We start from the raw sequence: 23,024 nt of genomic DNA, 5'->3' as shown, positions 1-23,024 counted from the left end.
TAGTGAAGAGTGTATTGAAAAACCGTTCATTCTTTTTTATGTGGATAGGTAGTGCGATTTCGGAATTAGGCGGGGCTTTCGGGACGTTATGTAATTCAATTCTCGTTTATGAATTAACAGGATCAAAAACAGCATTAAGTAGCATGTGGTTACTATATTTTATCCCGTCGCTCATACTACAACTTATAAGCGGTCCATATATTGATAAATGGAGCCGAAAGTGGATTATGATTTTTTCACAATGGATACGAGCGTCCGTATTTTTACTACCTTTGGCGATGCTAGTTACAGGTAATATAGAAGTTTGGCACATTTATGTTGTTCAAATTATAGTTGGACTTATTACACCGCTTTATACACCTGCAAGTCAAGCAATTACACCGAGCATTGTAAGTAAAGAGCACCTTCAAAATGCAAATGGGTATATTGATGGGATGACTCGTCTTATGATGTTTCTTGCGCCAGTATTAGGTGGCATCGTTATTCATTTTATTGGAATGAAGCTAACACTGTTCTTTGTGTGTATTTGTCTAGTCATTAGTGGAGGGTTGTTGCTTTTCATTAGAGAAAAGAGGATAAAGCAAGAGCTTAGAAAAACGTGGCTAGAGCAGTTTCTTCATGGATTTACATATTTTTTCACAAGACCAGTTATCGTTTGGCTTGGTATCTTTCTAACATTCGTTCAATTTGGAGTAGGAGTAACGATGGTTACGAATCTTCCTTACATTAAAGATGAACTATCGGCAGGGTATGCTGAATACGGTTATTTTATGGCCGGTTTCCCACTTGGCTATGTAGTTGGATCAATATTAGTCGGAAAAGTAACATATAAAAGCCGGCGAATACTTATGCTTGGAGGATTGTTTATAGGTGGCCTTACATACATTTCTCTAGGGTTCAATCACAGTATTATAATTGCGGTAATTATTGAAGTAATTGCAGGTATTTGTATTTCATTTTTCAATGTTCATAATACGACGATATGCCAACAAACAGTACCAAACAATATGATAGGGCAAGTATTTTCAGTGCGATTATTTTTCATACGATCCGCTATGCCGTTAGGTGTGTTATTAGGAGGCATACTAAGTGAAATGTGGGGAGTTAGAGCACTATACTTTATCATAGGTGCGATTATATGCGTCACTTCTTTAATAGGAATATTACTTCCATATTTTAAATTTTTAGATGAGGCAGTTGAAGAGAAAACAGCATAATTCAAAAAATTTAAAACTTTATAATTGAAAATAATTATCATAATCAACTATAATAGAAGAATACTAGTATTCGTATTACAAAGAGGGAGTGGGATATATGTTTATCGAAACTAAAACATTTACAGTAAAAGAAGGTACATCAGATATAGTTGTAGAGCGTTTTACAAGAGAAGGCATTATTGAAAAATTTGAAGGGTTTATCGATTTAAGTGTTCTCGTTAAAAAAGTGAGACGCGGAGATGAAGAAGTAGTAGTTATGATTCGCTGGGAATCAGAACAAGCATGGAAAAACTGGGAAACAAGTGAAGAGCATTTAGCTGGACATAGAGCGGGCCGTGGTAAACCAAAACCAGATCATATCATTAACGTTGAACACGGTGTTTATTATGTGAAATCATCGAAATCGGCTTATCAACAGTCGTAAAATATAATTAGAGGTAGAGGATATTTGTTTATTAATAAACAAATATCCTCTTTTTTGATTTATGGTAAAATATGGATGTTATATATATTTATTTGTTTAGTTATAAATGGAGGTAAACGAAGTGAAAAAAATATTACTAATGGCAGCTTTAGCAACGAAATTATTATCAGTATGTAGTGATAATAATGTGAAAGAAGATGTATCTAAGAATGAGGAAGAAAAACGTGAAAGCAGTGCAAAAATAGTAGAGCAGAAAGAGTATATCGTTATTGATAAGAATTATAATGAAATATTTCTAAAAGATGCTAGCTCAAATAAAGAAGAGAGCGTGAAAGTAAGTTTAAGTAATTTAAACCCAATAAAATGGAAGGCGCCTAAAAGAAACGGTAGCTTAGATATAGGTGATCATATCTCTTTGGAAAAAGAAGAGGGTAAATATACACCTACATTAGTAAAAGATCTTGTAGGTGAAATAAAGTATGATGGTTCAATTAAATATAAAATTTTAGAAGCAACTAATAAGTCAGTAAAGTGGTTACCACTAAATAAAGAGAACAATGGAGGGAGTGTTCCACCAGAGATGGTAAAAGTGGTGAATGCTTCGAAAATAAAAGGTGGAGATATTGTAACGATTCAAGATAAAACAAAAAGCAGTAAAGACGCAATCGTATATGAACTGACAATTGTTGAATAAGTATGTAGAAGATTAAAGGTATTAAGAGAAGTAAAATATATTTAGGTAACGAATAAATCTATAAGAATGTGTTTGGAGGTTACAAATGTTAGAAACACAAATATCTATTAAACATGAACGACATAAAAAATTAGTGAAAACAATAGTAGCTGAAATCTTATCTATAGATAAGGTAACTGGATGTATGCTTATTGGTTCTGTCGCAAGAGGTGATGCATATCCTGATTCGGATTTAGACTTATATATTCTTTTAGAAGACGGACAAAAGAAGCGATTTTATTCTGAAACGAGAGAAGATATTTTAGTTGAATATAAGAGTGCAGATTTTAATCTAATACAAGTAAACTTTAAAAACAATCCGATGGAACTATACTCATTTTTAGAAGGGAAATTTTTATTTGATAAAAGCGGTGAGTTGAAAAAGTTAAAGGAAATAGCTAAAATGAATTTGAAAACTACCGTGTTTCTAGTGATAAAGTAAAAGGCGTTTCTCATTGGTTACATAGTTCGCTAATTAAAATTAAGACTGCTCTGAAAGGCAAAAGATGAGTTAAAAGCATCATATATAGTTCAAACATCAACTTGGACATTGTTAGAGGGAATATGGGCTATTAATAACAAGCCAGTACCGCCAGCTGGATCTGTTTTGAAATATATTGAAACATTATCTAAAGTACCAACGAATTTTGCAGGTTTTATAAATAAATTGTTTTTAGGTGATACGACAGAGCGCATCTCTTCAGCAATTTTCTTGATTGAGTGGGTTTTACTTAATTTGGAGAATAAATAATATGGCTATAACACTTGTCAATTTATATAGGTAAATCGATACTCCATGTCGAATTGTTCATATGATTGCATTCATTTCGAAAAACGTTCTAAGCTATAGGAAAAAACATAAGACTATTAAAAAATAGTCTTATACGGAACACTTGAATATCTTTCCTTACATATGTAAGTGTTATTAATATGAGTATATATACCCTCTGCTTAAAAGGAGATGAGTGAATGAAGTTGAATCATTTAAATCTATGTGTTGATGATTTATCAGAAGCTAGACATTTCTTTGAAACATTTTTTGATTTTCAATTTTTGGAGCAAAAGGGAAAGGCACTTGTAGTAATGAGTGATGAGAGTGGATTTATACTTGTGCTAAGTGATCCAAAAGCATTTAAGGGGAATAAGGAAGTTATGTATCCTGAAGCTTTTCATATTGGTTTTTTAGTGGAAACTTCAAGTGAAGTTGATCAATCATATAATCGTTTAGTAGCTGGTGGCATTGAAATAGGCAAGGAACCTTATACGATGAGAGGTAGTAGTTATGGTTTTTATTTTACAGTATTTAATGGCTTATTAATCGAAGTGTCTTGTATTGATTATAGAGATGGTAAGAAAGTTTCAAAATCCAATGACACTCATCAAGAGTAATTGTTTGAAGGTGTATATGTAGCCCCTTATCCAGTTTGGAAAGGGGCTTGATACCATTTTAATCCTCTTTTTTAATGGAACACTAAAGTGAAAAAGAAGCGTCTTTTAGTCAGAAATCCGACTTATGAGACAGTTCCTTTATTTTTGTTTTCATATTTTAGTATAACTGAAACAATTCCCATTTTTAGCAATGTAATCAATTAATTGAAATATTGCGAAAAATGGGATGTTTATGTGTTAAAATAAATATAGAAAACCATTTATTAACTATCGGCAGGTTAATAGAAAAAGGGTGTAAATAGTTAATAATGTCACAATTAAAATGCAACTAGATAGTTAGGAGGAATGATTATAATGGATACTACACAACAAAACAGTAATGCATGGGATAAGAAGGTTGAAGAAGGTTCTAGATACACTCAACCTGTAAGTAGTGAGGTTATTGAAAAAAGTAAATCAGGTGAATGGGAAATCACAGTCACCACAGAAAAATCAGTTCCTAGAGATTGGTTTCCAAAGTCATTAGAGGGATTAAAGATACTTTGTTTAGCATCAGGTGGAGGGCAACAAGCACCAGTACTGGCTGCTGCTGGAGCAGATGTAACAGTTACTGATATATCTAAGAAGCAATTGGAACAAGATGAAATGGTAGCGGAACGGGATGGATTAACTTTAAAAACAGTACAAGGAGATATGTCAGATCTTAGTGATTTTGAAGATGAATATTTTGATATTGTCGTAAATCCTGTTTCTAATTTGTTTGTAAAAGATGTTCATCTTGTATGGAATGAGATTTCAAGGGTTTTAAAGAATAAAGGTATTCTTATTTCTGGATTTACAAATCCTTTACTATGGATTTTTGATGACAACCAAGAACAAAAAGGTATTTTGGATGTTAAACATTCAATACCTTCATCAACATTGGATTATTTACCAGAGGATGAAGTTCAAGATTATATTAATTTAAATCAAACAATAGAATACGCACATACTCTAGAAGATCAAATCCAAGGTCAAGTTGAAGCTGGTTTTGTTATAACGGGTTTTTACGAGGATGATTTTGGTGGAACAAGGATATTAGATAAGCATATTAAAACTTTTATTGCTACAAAAGCTATAAAGTTAAAGGTTGATTAAAATTTTTGGCTCGTTAGTCGAAGAAGGAAACTTGAAAACAGTAAAAGTTCAATGTATGTCAAAAAGGATGGCAAGTGCCATCCTTTTCCTTGTGTAGTTTGAGTGTCAAAACAAGTTTTACTCCTCTTAACTGAACCCGTTATAATAAATAGTCCATCTTTTCACATTAATTTTTCACATCATTATATAGTTCCAGCGCCTCTTTCACATTCAATCTATTTTTTACAATGCCATGAATCGCTTGAATCATCGCAGTTGGATGTTCGGATTGCCATATGTTTCGGCCCATGTCTACTCCGATTGCGCCTTCTTGCAGCGCATTGTACGTAATGTTTAATGCGTCTTCGATTGAATCTAGTTTCGGTCCGCCCGCGATTACGACTGGAGCAGGGCATGTGCTTGTGATTTTTTCGAATCCTTCGCAGTAGTACGTTTTAATAATATCAGCTCCCATTTCAACACATACGCGGGAGGCGAGTGCTAGAAAGCGAGCTTCACGTTTTTGTAGTTCTTTCGCAACGGCGGTAATACCGAGTACTGGCAGGCCGTAATCGTGAGCTTCAGAGACTACGTTTGCGAGATTTGAAACAGTTTGTGTTTCATAGTCTGATCCAACAAAGACAGAAACGCCGACGCCAATTGCGTTTTGTTTTACTGCTTCTTTCACAGGTGTAACAATTGTTTCATTCGCTAAATCTTTGCCTACTACAGTTGCCCCGCCTGATACACGCATAACCATCGGTGTGTTGCAGTTTTCAGGAATACAGGAACTTAATACGCCTCGTGTTAAAAAGAGGGAATCAGTATATGGAAGCAAGTTTTTAACTGTTTCTAACGGTTGTTCAAGTCCGTGAATTGGCCCTAAAAAGTAGCCGTGATCTATCGCTAACATAACCGCTCTGCCGTCAGGTAAAATTGTGTTTAATCGATTTTTAAATCCCCAAGTCATTAGGAATCACTCCTTCGTTAATGTTGGATTTTCAGTTTGTACAGTATCTTTATTTGGTAAATGTGGTGACTTTATAAAAACAGCTTTAAAAGGCTTATCAGAATGGTTAATAAGATAATGGGATTCATGAGGTCGAACTTGCAAGACATCCCCTTGTTTGATCGGAACTCTCTCGTTATTCACATAGAAATCTATTTCGCCTTCTAACGCATAGAAGACCTCTTCGCACGTTGTATGATAGTGATTTTGAAACTCTTGCCCAGGCTGAATCACGACTAGGCCAAGATCGATATTTGGACCTTGTATTAAATATTTAGGCCCGTTATCACCGAAGCGATAGGAGAAATCATTTTCATTCGCTTTTAACATACATTTCACTCCTTTATGTAATGTGTTACAGAGCACCGGGTGCAATCCACATATGTGAGGTAAGCCCTTTATCGGCTAAAGCGAGCTGACTGTTATACACAGTTTTCCATGTTTCATAGAATTCCTTATATAGTTCATGATTTTCAGTGACTGGCTCAAATGTTTTTTCCCACTGTACAAACTGTTCGGCAGTCGCTGCCATAGATGAATATATGCCAGCACCAATCCCAGCAGCAATTGCAGTTCCTAAAGCTGCCGCTTCTTTTACAACTGGTACTTTCACTGGGATTCCAAGAACGTCTGAAAGAATTTGCGGCCAAAGTTTTCCTTTAGCAGCGCCACCAGCAAAAATCACTTCAGAAGGAAAGTTACCTGTGAGAGCCTCTATTAATTTCAAGTTGCCGAATGTAACGAAGGCGGCATTTTCTTCTATTGCCCGGAACATTTCTTTCTTCCCACATTTATCAGCATCTAAGCTCAAATTTAAAAAGGATGGTGCAGCATGTCGCCAAGAAATATAATTCATTACATTTGAAAAAGAGGGGATTATGCCATGTGAGCCTACAGGAACTTCTTTCGCTTGTTCTTCTAGTAATTCATAAGCATCTACACCGAGTTTTTCAGCGAGCCGTTTTTCTTCATGGCAAAAGGCATCTCGAAACCACCTCATAACAAGGCCAGGGAAGAAAGCAATTGTTTCGTATTGCCATAGGTTAGGAATGACGTGGCAATTAACACGAATCGCCGCATTTGGATCAGTTTCTGGTTTTGTTATATTTACTTCTTGTTGCCAAAAACTGCCTCCGCATATAAATGTTTGTTCAGGCTTTACAACTCCAGTTCCAAGCGATGCCATTTGTGCATCTCCGCCGCCAGCAACGACCGGTGTTCCTTCATGTAATCCTGTTAACTCAGCACTTCGTTTTGTGATATTCCCGATAACTGTACCAGCTTCATTTACTTTTGGAGAAAAGGCTAGAGTAAGACCGCATTGCTCAGCAACCCAGTTATCCCAAGCTCTATTTTGTAAATCGAATATACCGGACGTACATCCGTTTGAAGGATCAATTTGTAGTACGCCGCACAATTTATATAAAATCCAATCGTTTAACATCGTGAAAGAATGAATGCTCCTGTACACGTCTGGTTCATGTTTTTTAATCCAAAGTAAGCGAGGTAAAGCACCTAATGAAAAAGTTTGACCGGATTTTTTATATAAATCCTTTTCAATTTCGGAACGAATTTGTTTTAGTTCACTAACTTCCGCTGACGCGCGGCCATCAACATTTGCACAAGCCCATATTTCCTGCCCGTTTTTATCGTATAAAACAAAGCCTTCACGCATACTCGTTGCACTAATACCTTTAATAGAAGAGGAGGACGTATTACTTTTTTGAAGAACCTCTTTCGTACATTGTTGAACGAGCTGCCAGTTTTCAGTTACATCAAAATTCATAGAACCAGGGTAACGACTATCTGATTTATGAATCCATTCTTTTTGACTAACAGCAAGTTGATTACCGTTTAAATCAAAAAGAACTGCTCGAATGCTCCCTGTACCAGCGTCGTAAGCTAATAGAGTAGACATTGAGAGTCACCTTCCTTTCTTAATAAGGAGAGGGCAGTTTCTTCATCGGTAATTAATGTATGAATGAACTTTCCTTTTAAGGCGCCGTAAATTGCAGCTATCTTTTCCGTACCGCCAGCTACACCAACGACATGTTTCATATTTTGAAGAACAGAGAGTGGTGTGCCGATAAGACGGTTATGATGGGGAAGTTCTAATTGTTTTCCGTCAGTATTATAAAATTGCCCTAAAATATCTCCAACCCCGTTTTGACTACGTATATAAGTCATTTCACGTAGTGTTAATTTTTCTTCTTTCACAATTGTGGCGTCTTGAGATAAGCTGCCAATGCCAACTACTGCTGTATGAGCGAGTGAAGCGACGTGAAGCATATCTTTCACGCTCGGTTCAGATAGAATAATTTGTGTCATTTCGTTTGTAGATGTTAGAAAAGGGGTAGGAATAATATGAAGATCGCCTTGCATGTAGTTTAAATAGCTTTGATTTCTTGGAATATAGTGATTTACGCCTCCTGTAAGAGTAACGATTGAAAGACTCATAGAGCTATCAAAATGAATGTTTTCTAGCATTTTACTTATCGTCTCTCCCCAGCCAATCCCAAGTAAATCACCTTGTTGCAATTGAGTTTCTAAATATTGTGCGGCAGCTTTTCCGAGTGAAAATGCATAATCCTCAGTTGGCGTTGGAATAACGAAAGCATCTTTTAGATGGAATTTTTTCATAAGATCACGTTCGATGCTTAAACAGTGCAAACCAGTACCTTTTACGTGAAATGTGACGACACCTTCCGTCCGTGCTTTATCTAACAACCGAACGACTTTATTTCTTGAAATGTGAAGAAGTGAAGCAATTTCTTGCTGGGTTAATTGATCTTTATAATAGTACCAAGCTACTTTTGTTAACAAATTGTCTTCAAAGTTCAGCTGTGACATGCTCTTCATCCCTTTCAACAATTGACCACTGCTTAAACATATGTGTTCGTTATTTTGTTTATTCCAGTTGAAGCGATAAATAGTCCAGTGAAAAAAGTGTTCTAGATATGAAAAAAGAAATATACAATGCTACAAAACAAGTAGAACAAAAAATCATTTTCTCAAAAAATGTTCTGCATAAAGGCAGGTGACAACATGTGGAGAACGTGCCCTTATTACAAGTTACAAAGATGAGTAAATCATTTGCAGATCAACTCGTATTAAAAGAAGTGAATTTACAATTAGAGCCTGGAGATGTATACGCTTTAGTCGGAGGGAATGGTGCTGGGAAATCAACGTTAATGAAAATATTAACGGGCTTGTATTCATACGATGCTGGCAAGATGTATGTGAAAGGGAAAGTACAACAGTTTTCAAACACAGCAGAAGCACATCAACATAGCATATATTTAATACCACAAGAGCCACTCATCTTTCCGCATATGACAATTGAAGAGAACATTTGTATCGGAATGAAAGCGAAAAAGAAAGAACTTCGAAATAAAATTAATAAGTTGCTAGAGGGCTTAGGTTGGAACATTCAACTTCATAAGCTAGGGTTATCGTTATCCATTGCCCAGCAACAATTAGTAGAAATATTGAGGGGATTAATAAGGGAAGCTGAGATTCTTATTTTAGATGAGCCAACATCGACATTAACAACTCACGAAATTAAGAGTCTTTTTGTGTTGATAAAAAGCTTAAGAGAAAAAGGAATTGGCATGATATACATTACGCATCGTTTTCCAGAAATCTTTGAAATTGCAAATAAAGTAGCAATTTTGCGTGACGGTATGATTGTAAGTCAAGGGGATGTATCAAGCTATACATATGACATGCTAATGGAGGGGTTATTACCGAAAGATTATAAACTTGAGGAGAAGAAAGAAATCGCGCAAGAAGAAATAGAGCATTCGGAAAAAGTATTAGATGTCATGAATGCGTCTAGTTATGCTTTTCAAAATGTATCATTAACTGTACACGCTGGAGAAATTGTCGGGATTTCAGGTATTGTCGGATCAGGTAGGACTGAATTAGCTGAATCAATATTTGGATTAATGCCTTTGAAATCAGGTTCCGTTTTATTAGAGGGAACATCCATTACGAAGTATTCGGTACATAAGCGAATAAAGGAAGGTATGGTGTATGTACCGGAGGACCGGGCAGGGAATGGTATATTTTCAATTGCGTCTGTTAAGGAAAATATAACATCTGCATCTTTAAACAGTATGAGTAGCTTCTTTTTAAACAACAAAAAAGAAAGCGCTTTATCAGAGTTGTATATAAAACAGTTTCGAATTGTTGTCCCTCATATGAATGAGAAAATGACGTCTTTATCAGGTGGGAACCAACAGAAGGTCGTGCTAGCAAAATATCTTGCATGTAATCCGAAAGTGATTATTCTTGATGAACCGACCCGCGGTATTGATGCGAAAGCAAGACTAGAAGTATACGAAACGATACAAAGTTTGAAGAGAGAGGGACTTGCGATCATATTAATCTCTTCAGATGTAGAAGAAATTGTTCAATTAGCGAATCGGGTATATGTGATGAGAAACGGAGAATTCGTCTCTCATTTAGAGAAGAAGGAAATTTGTATTGATGAAGTTACACGCCTTGCGTACGGAGGAAAGAGAGGTGTAACGGAGTGAAACGTTTATTTAAAATGCATGAGACGTCTATTATTATTTTATTACTTTTTTACATAGCCTTCGTTGGAGTAATGAATCCGAGTTTTGTGCAGTTTAGCTCTTTATCTTTAATTATGAAATCAAGCGTTATTTTAGTTGTTTTGGCAATTGGTCAATCTTTCGTATTGTTTACGAAAAATATAGATGTATCAGTAGGGTCTATTATGGGATTAAGCGCTGCGGTTTGCGGGATGTTGTTAACAGATGGATACAGTGCCTTTATTTCGATATTTGCGGCAATTATATTTGGTGCTCTTATTGGTATGGTAAACGGAATTGGCGTTACGAAATTTCGAGTGCCAGCTATCATTATGACATTAGGAATGCTCGGTATTATTAGAGGTGCAATGTTAATATTTACGGGCGGAAAGTGGATTGAAGATATTCCGAATGAGTATAAACAAATTGCTTCTATTATGATGTTAGGCCTTCCGATAACGGTATGGACCGTTCTTATCATATTACTACTACTATATTTCTTTTTAATGAAAGTTCAAATTGGAAGATATTTTTATGCGGTCGGTGATAATGAAGATGGTGCAAGGCTTATTGGAATACATGTAGATAAAGTGAAAATATACGCGTTTATCATATCAGGCATAAGCGCTGGGCTCGCTGGATGTATATTCGTAATGAATATTGGATTCGTTCCAAATCAAACAGGTACAGGAATAGAATTGCAAGTTATCGCCGCTGCTGTTTTAGGTGGTATTCATTTAAAAGGAGGAACAGGCTCTATATTTGGAGCGGCATTAGGTGCATTCTTCTTAGAAGTGATAAGCAGTTCACTCGTCTTTTTAAAAATACCTGCATTTTGGAATAGTGCTATTTCAGGATTTTTACTTCTACTCATCATCGTATTAGATAGTGTCTTAAAAAAATGGAAGAAACTCCGGCAATTAGAAGAAAGGAGGGTGAATCTATGAAAGGAATACGTAGCTTGTATAGATGGGAAGGGGTTCTTCTCATATTGCTTCTCGTAGAATTCATTCTCTTTAGTTTCATAAATAGTGATTTCTTAAACATTAGTAACCTCCTTTTTAGTATGAACGATTTCCTCATTATTTCAATCGCGGCTATTCCGATGACATTTGTCATTGTAACTGGTGGAATTGATGTTTCAGTAGGATCTATTATGGGGCTTACTTCGATTCTTATCGGAGTACTTTGGATGAATGGCATGCCTATACTGTTGGCTGTTATCATTGCGCTCGTAGTAAGTTGTATAGCGGGCGGATTAAATGGACTTATTATAAAAATGACAGATGTAGAACCTCTTGTTGTTACACTTGGAACGATGTTTTTATATGCGGGAATCGCCCTTGTTATTTCAGGTGGTTCGGGTGCAGCGGGCTATGAAGGAATAAGTGGTTTACCAGATTCGTATGTGCAACTGGCAAATGGTAGTTTTATCGGTATACCTAATCTATTATGGCTCCTTGTCATTTTAACGATAGTATTTACGATATTGTTTCACCGTACAACATATGGTCGCTACGCAAAATTAACTGGCGTAAATGAAAGTACGGCGAAATATTCCGGTATTCGAACGAAGAAAGTGGTGATTATTGCTTACGTACTTTCTGGGGTAGGAGGTGGATTAGGAGGAGCTTTCTTAACAGCTTATTTTGGTTCTGCTCGTGCTGATATTGGAAGTGAAACGATTTTGCCAGTTATTACGGCAGTTGTATTAGGCGGCACACTCATTACGGGCGGAAAAGGGAGTGTTATTGGGACGGTACTAGCAAGTATTTTTATAGGACTCATGCAGTACGGTTTGCAAATGACGGGCTTAACGAATGAACAATCAAATGTAGTAATAGGTATTATCCTTATTATTTCTGTTATTATGAGACATTTCAAATTACAACGATTCACCACGGGGAAAAGAAGGGATTTGCATAAGGGGGAAATGTCATGAAGAGAAAATTGGGGATTGTTATGATTATGTGTATTTGTTTAATCGGTTTAATTGCTTGTTCTAGCCAAACAGCGGATAAGAAAAAAGTAGATGATGTAAAATTTGCGTTCATTCCGAAATTAACGGGAGTTGGCTTCTTCACATCAGGCGGTGAAGGTGCAAAAGAGATGGGAGATAAGTTAGGTGTACAAGTGAAGTACGATGGACCGTCTGAGGCAAGTGTATCCGGGCAAGTAAAATATATAAACAATTTTATTAACCAAAACTATGATGCGATTATGGTTTCATCTACGTCAGTTGATGGTCTCTCGCAATCATTACAACGTGCAAAGAAAAAAGGAATGACAGTATTAACGTGGGATTCTGATGTGAATCCGAAAGACCGTTCGTTTTATATTAGCCAAGGTACACCAGACCAACTTGCAAACTTATTAATTGAAATGACTTCGAAGCAAATTGGAGATAAAGGAAAAGTAGCATTCTTTTATTCAAGCCCGACTGTAACAGATCAAAATCAATGGGTAACGAAGGCAAAAGAGATTATTAAAGAGAAATATCCGAATTGGGAAATTGTAACGACGCAATATGGTGAAAATAATGCGCAAAAATCTTTATCAGTAGGAGAGAGTATTTTAAAAACGTATCCAGATATTAACGCAGTAATATGTCCAGATGCAACAGCACTTCCAGCGATGGCGCAAGCAGCTGAAGATTTGAAAATGGATAAAAAAGTAGTCGTAACTGGTTTTTCGACACCGAACGTTATGCGTGATTATGTAAAACGAGGAACGGTACAACAATTTGGATTATGGGATGTAAAACAACAAGGTGCACTCGCAACGTATGTCGCAAATGAAATTGTTGTAAAAGGGAAAAAATTAAAAGTAGGGGATAGCTTCGAAGTAAAAGGAATCGGCAAAGTGAAAGTAGAACCAAACTCTATTCAAGGGTATGACTATGAGGCAGAAGGAAACGGTATTATCGTACTTCCTGAACGAGTTGTATTTATGAAGGATAATATTGATAAATATAATTTCTAGTTGAGAGTTAACGGAGATTTTTCATTTCTTGTCGAATCGCTGATATAATTTTAGTCACTATATTTCTTCGTCAGACATAATAAAAACGTCCGAATATATCGGACGTTTTTATTATGTCGTTTTTTTAATCTATTCATTAATTGTGAACAGCTTCTTTTTCATTTAACCCAAGTGTGCGCCCTGTTGAAGCGTGAAGCTCTTGGAACAGTCTTGGATTTTCCGTAAGTGACACGCCGTAAGAAGGGACCATTTCTTTTATCTTTGGCTCCCATTCTAGTATACGTTCTGGGAAGCATTTTTCTAATACTTCAAGCATAACGTGAACCGCAGTAGAAGCACCTGGAGAAGCACCAAGTAACGCAGCGATTGATCCGTCATTTGCACTAACAACTTCTGTACCAAATTGAAGTGTTCCTTTACCACCTGCATCAGTATCTTTAATTACCTGCACACGTTGTCCAGCAACGACAGTATCCCAATCTTCACTTTTAGCGTTCGGAATAAACTCACGTAATTCTTCCATACGCTTTTCGTGTGATAACATAACTTGTTGGATTAAGTATTTTGTTAATCCCATTTCTTTTACACCGGCTGCTAACATCGTTAAGACGTTATTCGGTTTTACAGAACCAATTAAATCAAGGTTTGAGCCAGTTTTTAAGAATTTAGGTGAGAAGCCTGCAAATGGTCCAAACAGTAAAGCTTTTTTATTGTCTATATATCTCGTATCAAGGTGAGGTACAGACATTGGTGGAGCACCAACTTTAGCTTTTCCGTATACTTTTGCATGATGCTGCTCTACAACTTTTGGGTTTTTACATACCATAAATAGTCCACTTACTGGGAATCCTCCAATATGTTTTGACTCAGGAATACCAGTCTTTTGAAGTAGAGGTAGACTACCACCACCGCCGCCGATAAAGACGAATTTCGCAGTATGATGTTCAATTTTGCCACTATTCATATCATGTACTTTTACTTCCCACAAACCATTCTTCGTGCGTTTAATATTTTCAACACTATGTTTGTAGTTTAGCTCAACATTTTTAGTTTTTAAGTAATCAAATAACATGCGCGTTAACGCACCGAAGTTAACATCTGTTCCAGAGTCAATCTTCGTTGCAGCCATAGGTTCATTAGAATTACGACCTTCCATAATGAGTGGAAGCCATTTTTTTAATGTGTCAGGTGCATCAGAAAATTCCATTCCTTGGAATAGAGCGTTTTTTGAAAGCGCTTCAAAACGTTTTTTTAGAAACTCTACATTTTTTTCCCCTTGCACCAAACTCATATGAGGTAGTGGCATAATAAAATCTTGTGGATTACGAATTAAGTTTCTTTTTACAAGATAAGCCCAAAATTGTCTTGAAAGTTGAAATTGCTCATTTACTTTTACAGCTTTACCAATATCTATAGACCCGTCAGATTTTTCGGATGTATAGTTAAGCTCACATAGCGCAGAATGTCCTGTACCAGCATTATTCCATTCGTTAGAACTTTCTTCTCCGGCATTAGCGAGTTTTTCAAATACTTTAATTTCCCATTCAGGTGCCAATTCTTTAAGTAATGATCCTAACGTTGCGCTCATAATTCCTGCGCCAATTAAGATAACGTCTGTTTTTTGCTGCATGTTGCTCATGATAATCTCTCCATCCCCTATATTGGCAAAAAAGAGTAGGTGTTTTTTATATCTAAGCCGTAAAAAGAAAACACCGCCTAGGCCCCACCTAGGTACTTACCTTTTTTGTCTCAATTATATAACCATCTCATAGTCTATTATAATAATTAATAGACTAAAATATCTAGTGTTATCTGATAATTTTAAACTATTTAACGTTTTATTTCATAGAATTCTTCTGTCATAAGGGTAAAAAGCATAGTAGTAAAGCGGGATTTGGAGAAGAATTCCAGTTTGATGTTATGTCAAAAAAACTTCTATTTTTATGTTTTATCTTTGGAAACTAGTAAAATTCTATTTTCGTGACATCTAATTTGAAAAAATAGAGTAAATAACAAATAAATGATAAGATTATTCTGAAAATAATTAAGGAGGGATACCAATGCTTACAAAAGAACAAGTCGCAAACTTATTTCGGAATTTTTCTGTGAATGAATGTAAAGGATCTAGTGACTTATACGAATATTTATCAATAAAAATTTCTGAAGATGAGGAAGTTCTTACGTTAGCTTCCTACGCACAACCTGGTCAACCAGTCCCAAACTTATTATTAGGTGCAGTCCATTATTTATTGTTAAAAGGAAAAGAGCACAGTTTAAAAAACTATTATCAAAGTTTAGTTGAAAATGCTGATATAAATTTTGAAAATGCCTTTTACCAATTTAAAGATTTTTGCCATGTATATCGAGAAGAAATTATCTCTTTATTACAAACGAAACTTGTTCAAACGAATGAAGTAAGACGATGTGCCTATTTATATCCAAGTTTCTGTTACATATTTAATAAAGTGAACAAACCATTGGCGTTAATAGAAATTGGTACAAGTGCGGGATTACAACTATTTTGGGATCAATATCGTTATTCATATGGAACGGAAGAAATGTATGGAAATAGACAATCAAATGTTCATTTACAATCAGAAATAAAAGGGGAGAAGAAGCCCTCCTTTTTAGAACAAAGTCCACCTGTTATGGAAAGAATCGGACTAGATTTACATGTGAATAATTTAAATGATGAAGAAGATTATTTATGGTTACGCGCGCTTATTTGGCCAGAACATAAAGAAAGACTTGAACTATTCGATCAAGCAGCAACGCTTGTAAAAGAAAAATCAGTACAATTAATTGAAGGGGACGGTGTAGCACTTCTTCCAGCCATTGCAAATCAAATAAGGGAAGATGCTGTAATCTGCATTTTCCATACACACGTCGCAAATCAAATACCTGAAAATGTAAAACATAAGCTAGAAAAACAAATTAAAGAAATAGGTGCAAAACGTGATGTATTCCACCTATATAACAACATGTGGGACCGTGACCTTCATATTGATTATTATATTAACGGAAACGAATATTGTGAAACTGTTGGGGAAACGGAAGGGCATGGGAGATGGTTTAGTTGGGGGCTTGGGGATAAGCCGCTTTGTTAATGTAATCCTATATAGGATGGGGACATTTTGTTTTAAAATTAATTTTTTTGATTAATATGATAATAATTTATGATAAGTTGTATATAAGGATAAAATAAAAAGGATGATAAGCATGCAAAAGAGACCAGAGGCAAATGAATATAACCCGTATTATTCAACGTACATAAACTTAATACCAGATGGAGATATCATACATATTCTAGAGCAACAAATGAAGGAAACGAATCTTTTATTGAAGGATATTTCTGATAGTGAGGGACATTTTAGATATGCTCCTAATAAATGGAGTATAAAAGAAGTAATCGGTCATATTGCGGATACTGAACGTATCATGGCGTATCGATTGCTTTCCATAGCAAGAGGCGAGACAGCAGAACTTCCTGGATATAACGATGATATGTATGTTCTTAGAGCAGATTTTGATAAGCAATCTATGCAAGATCTTCTTGAGAATTTAACAGTTGTTCGCCAATCTACTATGCATTTGCTTAAAAGTTTAGATAAAGAAGCTTGGTTACAAAGGGGAATTGCGAACAATTCTGAAGTCACAGTTCTTGCATTAGCAAACATTATTGCTGGTCATGAGCTTCATCATCGTCAACTTATAAAAGAACGTTATTTGGGTTCTAATGCATATCCAGCATGTTAAAATATGAAAATAAAAAGAGAATGATTCATAGGGAATTTCTGAATTATTCTCTTTTTATTTTTCTGCGTATCAGTGGAATTATAAATGTTTTTTACAAGGTCTATTCCTTCTCGTTGATGCTAATAGGGGGCACTATACATGCCCATCAAGTTAAGAGTGGGTATTGGGGTTTGTGTAGCAATGAAACCAAATCACGCAATAAGCATTAGCGAACATTAGAAATAGTAAAAATGCCACTTTTTCCTGTTAAAACGGGGTGATTTTAAATTTCAAATTCTTCTTTTACAACAGTCGCTAGTCCATCAATTGATTTACGTAAATCTGTTTCCCCTTGTGCAAGATATACTTTTTCTATTGTGATTTCTGACGGCTTATTTATTAGTAAATTCATCGGGAGTCCAAGTAGCGATTTCATTCCCAGGTGCAGCAACTACAAGCCAATCATCAAATTGGACCCCAGCTTGCCAGCATTCATAATAGTCATGAAACCCATTTACAAACATGATTTGCCCGTTCTCAAATGTTATAAATAAATGCGGAGATTCATTAGCAAGTTGTATGTTTGTAACTTTTTGTCTTCTTACATCAAAAATTCTCTTATATTCTTCCTCCTCAGTATAATCGTCAAATTCATCCTCATTAGAAGGGTACTTTTCTGGTGGAGTATGAAATAAAAACCATTTCGATTCGATGTTGATATATAATTGCCCATCATAATCAACTGCAGCTTCAAAATTTGTAAAATGAATTTTTATAGTTGTTGGAGAAATACCAAATTGCAATCCATCAACTTGTGCTCCTATGAAGAGATGTTTTAATACATTTTCAGCATAAAGTTTGTCTTCTTTGTTCATTATACGAATCCTCCTTTCTGTAAAATATATAGTATATTTTCATTGTAATAAATAAATTTTCATGTAAAATGAACCTTTTGTGAGAAACGGGCGAATATAGTGTGAAAGCTCATGAGAGGGTAACGTAATTTTGGATGAAGTAGAATTAAAAGAATGGCTGTATAAAATGGAGTCTGGAGACCAAGAAACCTTTCGAGTTATTTATAAATTAACAAGTAAAGATATTTATAGACAGTAGTATTTTTATTAGGGAATCAAAAGCAAGATGTCAAAATTGATGAATGTACAGCTTGTTAAATAGTTCAATATTTTTGATTTTTCTCTGACTGCATAAGTATGATGTTTGTAGGAGGGGATCATATGAGTATACACAAAAAAATCATAGCGATTTCAGGAAGTATTAGGGAAGGATCATCCAACACAAACATATTAAAAACTTTAGCAGCATTTATTCCAGAAGGTATAGATTACACTATTTATAATGGGATAGAGGAACTACCTCATTTTAATCCGGATGTAGATCGAGTTGGAGCACCGGTTGTTGTTGAAGAATTTCGAAAGACATTAAGTGAAGCACATGCACTTATTATTTGTACACCAGAGTATGCAAAAAGTATTCCAGGAGTTTTGAAGAATGCTTTAGAATGGCTTGTTTCATCAGCGGAACTTTATAAAAAGCCAGTGGCTATTATAACAGCTTCACCATCAATTGCGGGAGGGGATAAAGCCCATGAATCTTTATTACTTACACTAGGTATGCTAGATACAATTGTCGTTCAAAATGGCTCGTTATTAATCCCATCTGTGCGAACTAAATTTAGTGATGATGCAAAAGTAACAGATGAGGATACAAAGAAAGCTCTTATCTCTTTAGTTCAAAGTGTAGTAGACGAGATAAAGAAATAGTGATGTAGTTCGTATTAAGGTGAAAATGGGACTTTTATAATAAAAAAAGATAAAGGCAATGCTACGGTTAGTTCAAATGTAGCATTGCCTTTTTATATAGTTAAATATATGTACTCAAAATCTCCCCAGGCAATCCATCAATCTCGCAAACTTTTTCAGATGTAAAACCAACGTTTAGTAAAATCTTCCGAGAGGGGGTATTGCTCGGATCGATAATTGCTTTTAGTACGCTTACATCTGTCTGCTTCGCTATTTCAATTAATTCTCTTGCGATATAACTACCATATCTTTTTCCCCAGTGCTCTGGCAAAATCATATACCCAATTTCAGCTTCTTTTACATTATCTTCATTCACTGTTACATGTCCAAGGCCGATAAATTCATTTGTTGCACTGTCATAAACTTTATAAGACCCAAACAGTTTATGCTTTTCATTGCGCCTTAACAATTTTTCATAGTCGTTTTGTGCCTCTTCTAGCGGAATAGCACGCTCTGTAATTTGTGCCATCACTCTTTCATTTGATACGAGCTGGAAATATGGACTAAAATCTGTTGCTTCAAATTTTTTGAAATGCAGTTTATGCATAGGGTTCCTCCAAACGAATTTTTATTAGTTCTTCAGAAAAGATAAACGATAGTTAAATAGTGATCTCTATTTGATTGCCTTCCGGATCACTAATTACACTTTCGTAATAGCCATCTCCAGTGAAACGTGGTCCATTTAATAAAGGAGAACCAGCTTCTTTTAACGTTTTTGTTAGTTCATTTACACGTTCTTCACTACCAACAGAGAAAGCCATGTGTGCATAGCCAGTGATATTTAGGTTAGGCTCGTTTTCTATGCCTTTCTTACGCATAATTTCAAGGCGCGCTCCAGATTCGAACGTAATAAAATAAGATTCAAAGTGTTTCGCTTCATTATGATATAAAGAGTTTGCTTTACCGTTAAAGTACTTTGTATAGAAAGTACGCATTAATTCTAAATCATTTACCCAAATTGCTATATGTTCGATTTTCATTCGTTTCACTAACCCATTCTTTATGTAAATTAAAAAATATGTACTCTGTAATAATTAGCGAAATTCAACAACACTAATTAGATGTTCACTTTATTAAATTTGCATGCATATTGCAAGAAATAAGAATGGACGTTAGGAAAAAGCGGATTGTAATGAAAAAATTTTATTAATGGTATTAGATAATTTTTAAGTCATAACATGCATACAATGTCTAATTAAGTGAATTACGTACGTCAAAATTTCAAATAAGGAGGGACATTTGTGGGGCAATTTGAACAAATGGTGATTGTCGGTATTTCCATGTCTTTTATACTGTCTATTATGATATTAGGGTCTACGTATTATAATCCTCGCCTTTGGTTAAATGATTATCCGAAAGATATTCAAAAAGTAGTTTTGCCAAAATCGATAAATGAAAAAAAACAAACGTTTTATTTCGGAATTATTTACAATATTATTCTCTTCGGAACGCCTTTAGTTTCTACATATATACTACATCACCATGGGGAATTATTGTATATTGAGGCCTATTTACATACTTTTGGGATTGTAATGATTTTCAATTTAGTAGATTTATTAATAATCGATTGGCTTATATTTTGCTGGATTACTCCAAGATTTGTTGTTATTCCTAGTACTGAGGAAATGAAAGGATATAAAGACTATAAGTTTCACTTAAGAGGTGCAATAGCTGGAACGCCATTTTTAGCAATTGTAAGTTTATTTTTGGCAGGAATTGCGACAACTATCTAGTGTGAAGTAGAAGGTCATGAAGAGTTTATAGAAGATAAGTAGATTTATAATGTATAGAATTAGAAATGAAAATTTGATAATATTGGAGTAGAAAGTTTTAAAAACAGTATATTAAGTGGTATTAATATACTGTTACAAATGTTTTGATACTCTGTGGAATTCCCTAATTTTATGGAAGCATTTGATAGAACTCAAAAAAACGCAATGGAGGCTAATATGAAAAAAATAATTGGCGCAGCAACAGCAACAGTTCTTGGATTGGGGGCTTTTACCACATCTGCTATCGCAGAAACTATCGTAACAGCGGATGTACTTAACGTACGTGAAAAGCCAACTACGGAATCAAAAATTGTCGAAAAAGTAAAAGAAGGACAAAAGTTAAAGGTCATACATACTGAAGAAGGATGGTCAAAAATTGATTTAAATGGTAAAGAATTGTTTGTAAGTTCGGAGTATACAAAAGATATTTATCATGTAACAGCAAACCTATTAAATGTACGTACTGAAGCAAACACAGAATCAGAAATTCTTGGCAGACTGAAACAAGATGATGTAATTGAATCAACACATCAAGTAAAAGATGGATGGCTGCAATTTGAGTATAAAGGAAAAACAGCTTATGCAAATGTTTCTTTCCTATCAAGTACAGCACCAATTGAAAAGAAAGCGGAAGAGAAAACGAAGCGAGTAGCGAAAGTACAAAAAGCAGTTAAAGCAAAGGAAGAAGTAAAAACGCAGAAAGAAGCAAAAGTACAAGAAATAGCAAAAGCGAAAGAAACAACAAAAGAGCAGAAAGAAACGAAAGCAGAAGAAATAGTAAAGCCTAAAGAAGAAGCGAAAGTAACAGAGAGAGTAAAAGTTAAGGAAGAAACGAAAGCAGAAGAAATAGTAAAGCCTAAAGAAGAAGCGAAAGTAACAGAGAGAGTAAAAGTTAAGGAAGAAATGAAAGCAGAAGAAATAGCAAAGACCAAGGAAGAAGCAAAAGTACAAGAAATAGAAAAAGTAAAAGAAGAAGCGAAAGCGCAAGAAATAGCAAAAGCTAAGGAAGAAGCAAAAGTACGAGAAATGGAAAAAGCAAAAGCAAAAGCAAAAGCACAAGAAATAGCAAAGGCTAAGGAAGAAGCAAAAGCGCAAGAAATAGCAAAGGCTAAGGAAGAAGCAAAAGCACAAGAAATAGAAAAAGTAAAAGAAGAAGCGAAAGCGCAAGAAATAGCAAAAGCTAAGGAAGAAGCAAAAGCACAAGAAATAGAAAAAGTAAAAGAAGAAGCGAAAGCGCAAGAAATAGCAAAAGCTAAAGAAGAAGCAAAAGTACGAGAAATGGAAAAAGCAAAAGCACAAGAAATAGCAAAGGCTAAGGAAGAAGCAAAAGCACGAGAAATAGAAAAAGCTAAAGAAGAAGCAAAAGCAAAAGCGCAGGAAATAGCAAAGGCTAAGGAAGAAGCGCAAGCACGAGAAATAGAAAAAGCGAAAGCAAAAGAAGCAACAAAGACACAAGAAGTATCTAAAAATAACACACAGTCTGCTAAACGTGAATTAACGGTAGTAGCGACAGCATATACTGCTGATCCAAGTGAAAATGGTACATATGGTGGACGCGTTTTAACTGCGATGGGTCATGATTTAACGGAAAATCCTAATATGAGAATTATTGCAGTAGATCCGAAGGTAATCCCATTAGGATCTAAAGTATGGGTAGAAGGTTATGGAGAAGCTATTGCTGGTGATACTGGTAGTGCTATTAAAGGAAATCGTATTGATGTTTTAATGGGTTCAAAAAGTAAAGCTATGAACTGGGGAAGACAAACTGTTAAAGTAAAAATTTTATAATAATGGTTATCCAAATAGAAGTCAGTTCTCTTTATTGAGACTGGCTTTTATTTTTTACCTTAATGTTATTCATTGGAAAAATTTGAAGGATATGTAAAAGAATAAAACCTTAATTTTGCTGCTGAGTACCGTGAGCAGTAAAAGTAACCCTATTGAATTATATAATCCTTATTTGTATTTCTGACAACCATATTGTTCTTCTATCACTATTAAAATACAATTAGATAAATAGGAGAAAAATATTCATAAAATAGTAATTGTTTTATTTAGTCTTATACTAGGGTTTATAACGTTCCAAATCCCTATAGTGTCAGAATGGATACAGAACTCAGTCTTCTTGTAAATTGTTATTATTTTATTATCGTATTCATACCAAAAAGATAACGGTGATAAGAATGAGAAAAATGATGATTAGCAACAATAAAAAATGTTTTATGTACCGAAAGTTATTAAAAGATTAGTATCGAGGATTACCTTTAT

Annotated in this window: 23 protein-coding genes and 2 pseudogenes; 16 read left to right on the top strand and 9 right to left on the bottom strand. The window is 35.0% G+C overall.

Features of this window, described 5'->3' with window-relative positions:
• The first annotated feature begins 2 nt into the window (after positions 1 to 2).
• From MHH59_RS14975 to MHH59_RS14950, 6 genes and pseudogenes are all read left to right on the top strand, one after another.
• Positions 3 to 1,217: an MFS transporter gene (locus MHH59_RS14975; protein WP_340851641.1), complete on the top strand. Its 1,215-nt coding sequence runs from the start codon at positions 3 to 5 to the stop codon at positions 1,215 to 1,217.
• Between the two features lie 97 nt (positions 1,218 to 1,314).
• The gene (locus tag MHH59_RS14970) at positions 1,315 to 1,641 is read left to right on the top strand and encodes an antibiotic biosynthesis monooxygenase family protein (protein ID WP_340851639.1); all 327 of its coding nucleotides are present in this window, start codon (positions 1,315 to 1,317) and stop codon (positions 1,639 to 1,641) included.
• A 106-nt stretch (positions 1,642 to 1,747) separates the two neighbouring features.
• Positions 1,748 to 2,335, top strand: a complete 588-nt coding sequence (locus MHH59_RS14965; RefSeq protein WP_340851637.1) for a hypothetical protein — start codon at positions 1,748 to 1,750, stop codon at positions 2,333 to 2,335.
• Positions 2,336 to 2,420: 85 nt separating this feature from the next.
• Positions 2,421 to 3,125 (top strand): annotated as a pseudogene (locus MHH59_RS14960) (nucleotidyltransferase domain-containing protein).
• A 218-nt stretch (positions 3,126 to 3,343) separates the two neighbouring features.
• On the top strand, positions 3,344 to 3,763 hold the full coding sequence (locus tag MHH59_RS14955; RefSeq protein WP_002127901.1) for a VOC family protein: 420 nt from the start codon (positions 3,344 to 3,346) through the stop codon (positions 3,761 to 3,763).
• Between the two features lie 354 nt (positions 3,764 to 4,117).
• Positions 4,118 to 4,900, top strand: a complete 783-nt coding sequence (locus tag MHH59_RS14950; protein WP_002127899.1) for a class I SAM-dependent methyltransferase — start codon at positions 4,118 to 4,120, stop codon at positions 4,898 to 4,900.
• A 166-nt stretch (positions 4,901 to 5,066) separates the two neighbouring features.
• On the opposite strand, the gene lsrF is transcribed toward MHH59_RS14950, so the two are convergent.
• From lsrF to MHH59_RS14930, 4 genes are read right to left on the bottom strand one after another with little or no spacing between them, the layout of a single operon-like run.
• Positions 5,067 to 5,849 carry a 3-hydroxy-5-phosphonooxypentane-2,4-dione thiolase gene (lsrF, locus tag MHH59_RS14945; protein WP_002032842.1) on the bottom strand — a complete coding sequence of 261 codons (783 nt, stop codon included), beginning with the start codon at positions 5,847 to 5,849 and terminating at the stop codon, positions 5,067 to 5,069.
• A 6-nt stretch (positions 5,850 to 5,855) separates the two neighbouring features.
• Positions 5,856 to 6,218 (bottom strand): cupin domain-containing protein, encoded by a 363-nt coding sequence (locus tag MHH59_RS14940; protein ID WP_000909986.1) that lies wholly within the window; start codon positions 6,216 to 6,218, stop codon positions 5,856 to 5,858.
• Positions 6,219 to 6,243: 25 nt separating this feature from the next.
• Complete coding sequence (gene lsrK, locus MHH59_RS14935; RefSeq protein ID WP_340851636.1) at positions 6,244 to 7,806, bottom strand: autoinducer-2 kinase; 1,563 nt, start codon at positions 7,804 to 7,806, stop codon at positions 6,244 to 6,246.
• Positions 7,791 to 8,738 carry a sugar-binding transcriptional regulator gene (locus MHH59_RS14930; protein WP_340851635.1) on the bottom strand — a complete coding sequence of 316 codons (948 nt, stop codon included), beginning with the start codon at positions 8,736 to 8,738 and terminating at the stop codon, positions 7,791 to 7,793. The genes lsrK and MHH59_RS14930 overlap by 16 nt, the downstream gene beginning before the upstream one ends.
• Before the next feature lie 197 nt (positions 8,739 to 8,935).
• Here MHH59_RS14930 and MHH59_RS14925 point away from each other — a divergent pair, with 197 nt between their 5' ends.
• Genes MHH59_RS14925 through lsrB form a run of 4 tightly spaced genes read left to right on the top strand, consistent with a single transcriptional unit; the run spans position 8,936 to position 13,429 of the window.
• A complete protein-coding gene (locus MHH59_RS14925; RefSeq protein ID WP_002168147.1) occupies positions 8,936 to 10,429 on the top strand; it encodes a sugar ABC transporter ATP-binding protein in 1,494 nt (497 codons plus the stop codon).
• Complete coding sequence (locus tag MHH59_RS14920; RefSeq protein WP_016127172.1) at positions 10,426 to 11,394, top strand: ABC transporter permease subunit; 969 nt, start codon at positions 10,426 to 10,428, stop codon at positions 11,392 to 11,394. The genes MHH59_RS14925 and MHH59_RS14920 overlap by 4 nt, the downstream gene beginning before the upstream one ends.
• Positions 11,391 to 12,389, top strand: coding sequence for an ABC transporter permease (locus tag MHH59_RS14915; RefSeq protein WP_002168149.1), 999 nt, complete (start codon positions 11,391 to 11,393; stop codon positions 12,387 to 12,389). The genes MHH59_RS14920 and MHH59_RS14915 overlap by 4 nt, the downstream gene beginning before the upstream one ends.
• Positions 12,386 to 13,429 carry an autoinducer 2 ABC transporter substrate-binding protein LsrB gene (gene lsrB / locus MHH59_RS14910; RefSeq protein WP_340851632.1) on the top strand — a complete coding sequence of 348 codons (1,044 nt, stop codon included), beginning with the start codon at positions 12,386 to 12,388 and terminating at the stop codon, positions 13,427 to 13,429. Before MHH59_RS14915 ends, lsrB begins: the two co-directional genes overlap by 4 nt.
• Positions 13,430 to 13,565: 136 nt before the next feature.
• Here the strand turns inward: lsrB and MHH59_RS14905 are convergent, their stop codons facing one another.
• Positions 13,566 to 15,068: a malate:quinone oxidoreductase gene (locus MHH59_RS14905; RefSeq protein ID WP_002127892.1), complete on the bottom strand. Its 1,503-nt coding sequence runs from the start codon at positions 15,066 to 15,068 to the stop codon at positions 13,566 to 13,568.
• Positions 15,069 to 15,489: 421 nt separating this feature from the next.
• Here MHH59_RS14905 and MHH59_RS14900 point away from each other — a divergent pair, with 421 nt between their 5' ends.
• Together MHH59_RS14900 and MHH59_RS14895 are read left to right on the top strand one after the other, a co-directional pair.
• Positions 15,490 to 16,536, top strand: a complete 1,047-nt coding sequence (locus MHH59_RS14900) for a DUF2332 domain-containing protein (protein WP_002127890.1) — start codon at positions 15,490 to 15,492, stop codon at positions 16,534 to 16,536.
• Positions 16,537 to 16,648: 112 nt separating this feature from the next.
• The gene (locus tag MHH59_RS14895; protein WP_002127888.1) at positions 16,649 to 17,185 is read left to right on the top strand and encodes a DinB family protein; all 537 of its coding nucleotides are present in this window, start codon (positions 16,649 to 16,651) and stop codon (positions 17,183 to 17,185) included.
• 262 nt (positions 17,186 to 17,447) lie between these two features.
• Here the strand turns inward: MHH59_RS14895 and tnpB are convergent, their stop codons facing one another.
• Both tnpB and MHH59_RS14885 read right to left on the bottom strand, forming a co-directional pair.
• Positions 17,448 to 17,576: an IS66 family insertion sequence element accessory protein TnpB gene (gene tnpB, locus MHH59_RS14890; protein ID WP_002127887.1), complete on the bottom strand. Its 129-nt coding sequence runs from the start codon at positions 17,574 to 17,576 to the stop codon at positions 17,448 to 17,450.
• On the bottom strand, positions 17,557 to 18,039 hold the full coding sequence (locus MHH59_RS14885) for a hypothetical protein (protein ID WP_002127885.1): 483 nt from the start codon (positions 18,037 to 18,039) through the stop codon (positions 17,557 to 17,559). Before MHH59_RS14885 ends, tnpB begins: the two co-directional genes overlap by 20 nt.
• Before the next feature lie 130 nt (positions 18,040 to 18,169).
• Between MHH59_RS14885 and MHH59_RS14880 the strand changes: the two are divergent.
• Positions 18,170 to 18,309, top strand: a pseudogene (locus tag MHH59_RS14880) (sigma-70 family RNA polymerase sigma factor); the annotation flags it as partial.
• A gap of 90 nt (positions 18,310 to 18,399) precedes the next feature.
• Positions 18,400 to 18,945 carry an NADPH-dependent FMN reductase gene (locus MHH59_RS14875; protein WP_002189990.1) on the top strand — a complete coding sequence of 182 codons (546 nt, stop codon included), beginning with the start codon at positions 18,400 to 18,402 and terminating at the stop codon, positions 18,943 to 18,945.
• 100 nt (positions 18,946 to 19,045) lie between these two features.
• Here MHH59_RS14875 and MHH59_RS14870 read toward each other — a convergent pair whose 3' ends face one another.
• Together MHH59_RS14870 and MHH59_RS14865 are read right to left on the bottom strand one after the other, a co-directional pair.
• Positions 19,046 to 19,531 (bottom strand): GNAT family N-acetyltransferase, encoded by a 486-nt coding sequence (locus MHH59_RS14870; RefSeq protein ID WP_002127881.1) that lies wholly within the window; start codon positions 19,529 to 19,531, stop codon positions 19,046 to 19,048.
• A gap of 52 nt (positions 19,532 to 19,583) precedes the next feature.
• Positions 19,584 to 19,964, bottom strand: coding sequence for a VOC family protein (locus tag MHH59_RS14865; protein WP_002127880.1), 381 nt, complete (start codon positions 19,962 to 19,964; stop codon positions 19,584 to 19,586).
• Between the two features lie 261 nt (positions 19,965 to 20,225).
• Here MHH59_RS14865 and MHH59_RS14860 point away from each other — a divergent pair, with 261 nt between their 5' ends.
• Complete coding sequence (locus MHH59_RS14860) at positions 20,226 to 20,717, top strand: nitroreductase (RefSeq protein WP_340851627.1); 492 nt, start codon at positions 20,226 to 20,228, stop codon at positions 20,715 to 20,717.
• 216 nt (positions 20,718 to 20,933) lie between these two features.
• Positions 20,934 to 22,544 (top strand): cell wall-binding protein EntB, encoded by a 1,611-nt coding sequence (entB, locus tag MHH59_RS14855; protein WP_340851623.1) that lies wholly within the window; start codon positions 20,934 to 20,936, stop codon positions 22,542 to 22,544.
• Positions 22,545 to 23,024 lie beyond the last annotated feature (480 nt).

This window comes from Bacillus sp. FSL E2-0195 (assembly GCF_038003645.1).
GTDB lineage: Bacteria > Bacillota > Bacilli > Bacillales > Bacillaceae_G > Bacillus_A > Bacillus_A mycoides.
Note: the sequence above shows the minus strand (reverse complement) of the source record. Positions and strands in the feature narration are given on the sequence as shown.

Coding starts and splice junctions, on each gene's coding strand:
- MHH59_RS14970 (WP_340851639.1), top strand. CDS start 1,315: ATGTTTATCGAAACTAAAACATTTACAGTAAAAGAAGGTACATCAGAT.
- MHH59_RS14965 (WP_340851637.1), top strand. CDS start 1,748: ATGGAGGTAAACGAAGTGAAAAAAATATTACTAATGGCAGCTTTAGCA.
- MHH59_RS14955 (WP_002127901.1), top strand. CDS start 3,344: ATGAAGTTGAATCATTTAAATCTATGTGTTGATGATTTATCAGAAGCT.
- MHH59_RS14950 (WP_002127899.1), top strand. CDS start 4,118: ATGGATACTACACAACAAAACAGTAATGCATGGGATAAGAAGGTTGAA.
- lsrF (WP_002032842.1), bottom strand. CDS start 5,849: ATGACTTGGGGATTTAAAAATCGATTAAACACAATTTTACCTGACGGC.
- MHH59_RS14940 (WP_000909986.1), bottom strand. CDS start 6,218: ATGTTAAAAGCGAATGAAAATGATTTCTCCTATCGCTTCGGTGATAAC.
- lsrK (WP_340851636.1), bottom strand. CDS start 7,806: ATGTCTACTCTATTAGCTTACGACGCTGGTACAGGGAGCATTCGAGCA.
- MHH59_RS14930 (WP_340851635.1), bottom strand. CDS start 8,738: ATGTCACAGCTGAACTTTGAAGACAATTTGTTAACAAAAGTAGCTTGG.
- MHH59_RS14915 (WP_002168149.1), top strand. CDS start 11,391: ATGAAAGGAATACGTAGCTTGTATAGATGGGAAGGGGTTCTTCTCATA.
- lsrB (WP_340851632.1), top strand. CDS start 12,386: ATGAAGAGAAAATTGGGGATTGTTATGATTATGTGTATTTGTTTAATC.
- MHH59_RS14905 (WP_002127892.1), bottom strand. CDS start 15,068: ATGAGCAACATGCAGCAAAAAACAGACGTTATCTTAATTGGCGCAGGA.
- MHH59_RS14900 (WP_002127890.1), top strand. CDS start 15,490: ATGCTTACAAAAGAACAAGTCGCAAACTTATTTCGGAATTTTTCTGTG.
- MHH59_RS14895 (WP_002127888.1), top strand. CDS start 16,649: ATGCAAAAGAGACCAGAGGCAAATGAATATAACCCGTATTATTCAACG.
- tnpB (WP_002127887.1), bottom strand. CDS start 17,576: ATGAATTTACTAATAAATAAGCCGTCAGAAATCACAATAGAAAAAGTA.
- MHH59_RS14885 (WP_002127885.1), bottom strand. CDS start 18,039: ATGAACAAAGAAGACAAACTTTATGCTGAAAATGTATTAAAACATCTC.
- MHH59_RS14875 (WP_002189990.1), top strand. CDS start 18,400: ATGAGTATACACAAAAAAATCATAGCGATTTCAGGAAGTATTAGGGAA.
- MHH59_RS14870 (WP_002127881.1), bottom strand. CDS start 19,531: ATGCATAAACTGCATTTCAAAAAATTTGAAGCAACAGATTTTAGTCCA.
- MHH59_RS14865 (WP_002127880.1), bottom strand. CDS start 19,964: ATGAAAATCGAACATATAGCAATTTGGGTAAATGATTTAGAATTAATG.
- entB (WP_340851623.1), top strand. CDS start 20,934: ATGAAAAAAATAATTGGCGCAGCAACAGCAACAGTTCTTGGATTGGGG.